The organism is Clostridium sp. K04, from assembly GCF_019734375.1.
Taxonomy (GTDB): domain Bacteria; phylum Bacillota; class Clostridia; order Clostridiales; family Clostridiaceae; genus Clostridium; species Clostridium saudiense.
In genome coordinates, this window is record NZ_JAASHD010000082.1 from 1 (window position 1) to 4,555 (window position 4,555).

The 4,555-nt window shown below is 26.4% G+C and carries 4 protein-coding genes; 1 reads left to right on the forward strand and 3 read right to left on the reverse strand.

Annotation, left to right across the window (positions count from 1 at the left end; all coding sequences use genetic code 11):
- Positions 1-1,138 precede the first annotated feature (1,138 nt).
- Positions 1,139-1,459, forward strand: coding sequence for a hypothetical protein (locus HCG70_RS17185; protein ID WP_042402933.1), 321 nt, complete (start codon positions 1,139-1,141; stop codon positions 1,457-1,459).
- Between the two features lie 81 nt (positions 1,460-1,540).
- Here HCG70_RS17185 and HCG70_RS17190 read toward each other — a convergent pair whose 3' ends face one another.
- From HCG70_RS17190 to HCG70_RS17200, 3 genes are all read right to left on the reverse strand, one after another.
- A complete protein-coding gene (locus tag HCG70_RS17190) occupies positions 1,541-2,080 on the reverse strand; it encodes a peptidoglycan-binding protein (RefSeq protein WP_052330771.1) in 540 nt (179 codons plus the stop codon).
- Positions 2,081-2,540: 460 nt separating this feature from the next.
- Positions 2,541-3,029, reverse strand: coding sequence for a hypothetical protein (locus HCG70_RS17195; protein ID WP_042402936.1), 489 nt, complete (start codon positions 3,027-3,029; stop codon positions 2,541-2,543).
- 296 nt (positions 3,030-3,325) lie between these two features.
- The gene (locus HCG70_RS17200; protein ID WP_221698074.1) at positions 3,326-4,549 is read right to left on the reverse strand and encodes a DNA-binding response regulator; all 1,224 of its coding nucleotides are present in this window, start codon (positions 4,547-4,549) and stop codon (positions 3,326-3,328) included.
- Between the last annotated feature and the right edge of the window lie 6 nt (positions 4,550-4,555).

The window sequence follows — 4,555 nt, forward strand, 5'->3', positions numbered from 1 at the left end:
TTTTCTTGGGTACAAAAAAATTTCCAAATGTCCCACTTTGCCACACAAAAACCGTATTAAAACCGTATATAATCCGATACTTTGTCGGCGGTTGTTTTCTTAATTTTATCACACATTTTTTTAACCTCAAACTATTTTTTTATAAAAAAAATGGATCTACTGCTCCATAAATAAATAATCCCCCTAAAATATAAAGAGTATTTTTAATCTCAATTTGTAAACATCACTAAAAAAAATTTTTTTCAAAAGGGTTTGGGCAGCTCTCCCAATAAATAATTTAAAATTTAAGTAAAGCTTAATTTTAAATTTATAGGAAGTGTGTACACACTTCCTATGCTTGCTCTCTGTAGTTTACTCTCTGTAGTTTACTCTCTGTAGTTTACTCTCTGTAGTTTAATTATATTTATAGTTTAATTATATTTACCTCTAAAGTATAATTACAGCCTTCCCCCAGTTGTTAGTAAAAATGTGTGGCTACTAAATCGGATAAAATTAACGTAGTGAGTGCTGATCCAATTTTGCCGCCACTAATTTTTGCAAAAACTCCTCCACTTATAAAAAGGTTTTTTGATTCAATTTGTAAACCTACTTTGAAAATATTTTAAAAAACTCTTTTTTTCAGTTCGTTGGCTCTCCATTTTTAATTTAATCTCTTGTAATTTCTTTTCAAACTCTGCCACTCGTTGCTCCAAGCTCTCTTTATTTTCTAATTTCTCTTGCTCCTTTAAAGATTTTTCCCCCTGTTGCTACAACCATAAACTCACTCATACTAACCTTTTTCTTTTTTGCTATATATTTAAATAATTCTTTCTGCTCCGTACTTACTGAATCTTGATATAATCATTCTTTATAGCCATTGTTCCCACCTCTATAAATTCTTTTAATCCCTTGTTATCACCATATATTTATCGTAATATTATTCCCTTTATTAAGCTAGCCACATATTTAATAATTTATAAACCAAACTTACTGCACAAAATTTACATTTATATGCAGTAAGTGTAAATTTAAATGAATCAATCTTGATTTTATTATCTTTATATACTAAAATTTAATTATACTTTTGAAAAAATATGAATTTATAGGAAAATATTGTTTTAATTGCTTTATAATAAAAATTATAAGGATGGTGAATACTATGTTAAAAAGAATCTTGAAATCACATGTAAGTAAATACATTGCTTTATCACTTATTTTATGTTCTACTATTTATTCTACAACATTCTTAAGTTCTCCTTCAGCTCAAACCACCACAAAAGAAACTACCAATCTAAGCACTATTGAAATTAGCAATAATATAACTGACCAAGATATTGTTACTAGCGAAAATTATGATACTGCTTTACAAAACTTTATTGAAGAAAATAATTATGATTATAACATCAATACTGGTCTAAATATCTTAGATGAATTTATGAAAGAGTATGATTTAGACTGTTTAATAAGAGTATCAGAATAATTATTATTTTCTTTATCAAAAAATAAAATCCAAGTTTCAAAAAATATTTTTTGAAACTTGGATTTTATTTTTAATATAAAGCTATTCACCACTTATAGGTTGTACAACTCCAAAAACTGATTCTACAGCCCATGCAAAAGTTTTTGGACCTGCTATTCCATCAACAGTTAAAATATTGCTATTCATTTGTTGAAACTCTATTATTTTTTGATAAGTTTTTGGTCCAAACAAACCATCTACCGCTAGGCCAGCTCCTAAATAATTAAACATTCCTTGTAAACATCCAACTGAGCCAGATGAATTAGAATAACCATATCCAACATAACTAGTTGTTGGATTACATGTAAAAACTTTTCCTGTACTTTTATTAGTACATTTAATATAAGTAGAACTATAATAAACTAATTCACATGCATCTCCAGCCCTAGCAAATTCATTAGTTGAAAGTGCTATAAACTCTCTTACTATAACATTCTCATTTGATGAATTATTATTTGTATTTTCATAATTTACGTCTAGTTGATTATCTTGAAAATTTAATACTTCTGCTGATACTTCAATATTAATTAAAGAAGTTGTTAAAACTATACCAGAAAGTAATGCAAATATTTTTTTATTCATAAATTCCCCTCCATCAATATTATGTCAATTTAATTATAATAAACGTTGTAATATATTTCAATATATTCTATTTTTTATCACTATATAAAATAAAAATAAGAACAAAATGAAAAAATAAAGAAAAAACTGCAATAATCTGAAGGATATAATTATGCACTCAACAAATAGACCTATAGTATAAGCTCCTCCATATAGACTGAAAATTTGAGAGTATAAAAAATTCAACTTGCAAATTGAACTTTTTAAACAAATAGTATATAATCACTTCTGAAGAAATGAATAAAAAAATAATCAAGGTTTATAAAAAAATTAATGACTTCTAAATGGTTACTACAAAGTAAAGCCAAATTTGCTGACATTAATTTTTTTTATAAGCGTCTCCTTGCCCATTGATTATTTTTTTAGTTTGAATATTATTTATCATTAGTTAAAAAAATTTTTAAAACTTATTACTTTTGAGCTACTTTGAAAAAATCTTAAAAAGGCTTTTCCTATAATTTCTTTTTTGCTCCATTTTTTCTTTTAGATCTTGGAGCTTATTATCTACTTCTTCAAAATGTTCTGCTAAATATAACTGTTGTTCACTTTTTTTCTGCTCTTCCTTTAAAAGTATCTGATTATTTTCAATTAACCTATGTAATTCAGATATTTGTTTATCTTTTTCTTTAAGTTGCTCTAATAAATTATCAATTAACTCTTTATTCAAATTTAATAAACCATCTTCATCTATTGAAGTCTCTGCATTTACATCATTCTCAATTTCTTTATTTTCAACTTCATTTTTAACTTTTAAACCTTCTTGAATCAAGTTGAATAAACTGTCATCAACCATTGATTTTCCTTGTTTCTTAACTATCCTAGCTTTATACTCTTTCAACTTAAGTTTATTATAAATTGTAGTTTTGCTCACTCCTAATTGAATAGCAGTTTCTTCAACTGTCCTTAACATAGCCTAAAACCTCATTTCTAAAAGATTAAACTACTTTAATGTATTCTTTAAAACTCTTTAAAATCCTCTAAATTAAAAATACTAACACTTCTCACCTTGCCGTTTTGGGTAACTCAACACACTAGGCTACATAAGCTAACGTAGCTTAACCATAAACGATAACCCCCTAAACCTGTTCTAAAAATAGAACAGGTTACTACGTAACCCTATAATACAAGCGCAGAAAAAATGAGCCTTTTTTTTTTTTTATTTTTAATATATAATAAGTTTGATTTTGAAATAAAAAAAAGAACGGGTTATTTTAATAACCCATTCTTTTTCATATAAGTAATATGTCTTTTGAGTGTTGACTCTGCTAAATCAAGCTCAATACAAATCTCTTTATTTTTAAAGCCTTTTGCACGAAGGCTTTTTATTTTTTTTCTAATTTGCTCAATCTCTTCTTTCTTAGACATCTTCCCTTCTAATTTTAATTTTTCTATATATCTATTTTTTTCTCTTTCTCTATGTCTTCTCTTGTATTCCATTTTAGAAATTATAGTTGTCATATATGTTTCTTCAATTTCTGTAATCTCTAATAACTCTATTAAAGTATCATTCTTATATTTATATTCTTTATTTTTATCTAAATAACACTTTTCTGCACTTCTAGTTGCCCTTATAACCTCTTTTTCTTTTAAAGGGTATATAAACATACTATTTAGTTCTAAAACATCTTCTAGCGCCTTTTGGACGTCTTCTGTGAAGCTACAAAGATAATACCTATATAAAAATAATATTATTTCTCTATGCCCTCTTAAATCATATTCTCGAAGTTCACATAATTTTGTTATGTCTTGTATTCTTGCAAAGTATAAACTTCTTTCCCTATAAACATAGTTTACTTTCTTTGGACGACCTTTTTTCTTTTCTTTTGGTTTTAGCTCTGGAAGATACTCTTTCTGTATTTCTCTTAAATCATAAATATAGTCATATTCATCTATTATACTTACTACTGTTTTTGATTTTGAGTTAATACTTCCTGGTACTCTTAATACTCTTGTTGCATCTAAAGCTTGTCTATCTGCTCCAAACTCTTTTAATTGATGATATAAATACTCTTGGATTGCTTTCCATAAAGGTAATGCTTGACTTGGTACTTTATTTATATTCCATAATAATGCTAATCCTCGGCCACTATCTATAATATAATTTGTTGCTGGTATTATTTTATTAAAATAATTTGACTCTAAATTCATTATTACCTGCTCTTTTGTATATTTAGTTTTATAATAATCTAAATCTATATATACAAAATTTAATTCTTTTATACATTCTAATCTTCTACATGGTTTATAAAATGTATTTAATGTTATATATATGTTTTCTCCTGTTAAATCTGTTTCTTTTAGTTCTAAATACTTATAATGCCATTGACTATATCCATTTTCATCTATGCAACTTCTCGTGATCCACCCTTTACTATTTCCATGAACCCTATCTATATATTCTACTTTATTCTTTTTTATCGCTTGTCCCATCACTTC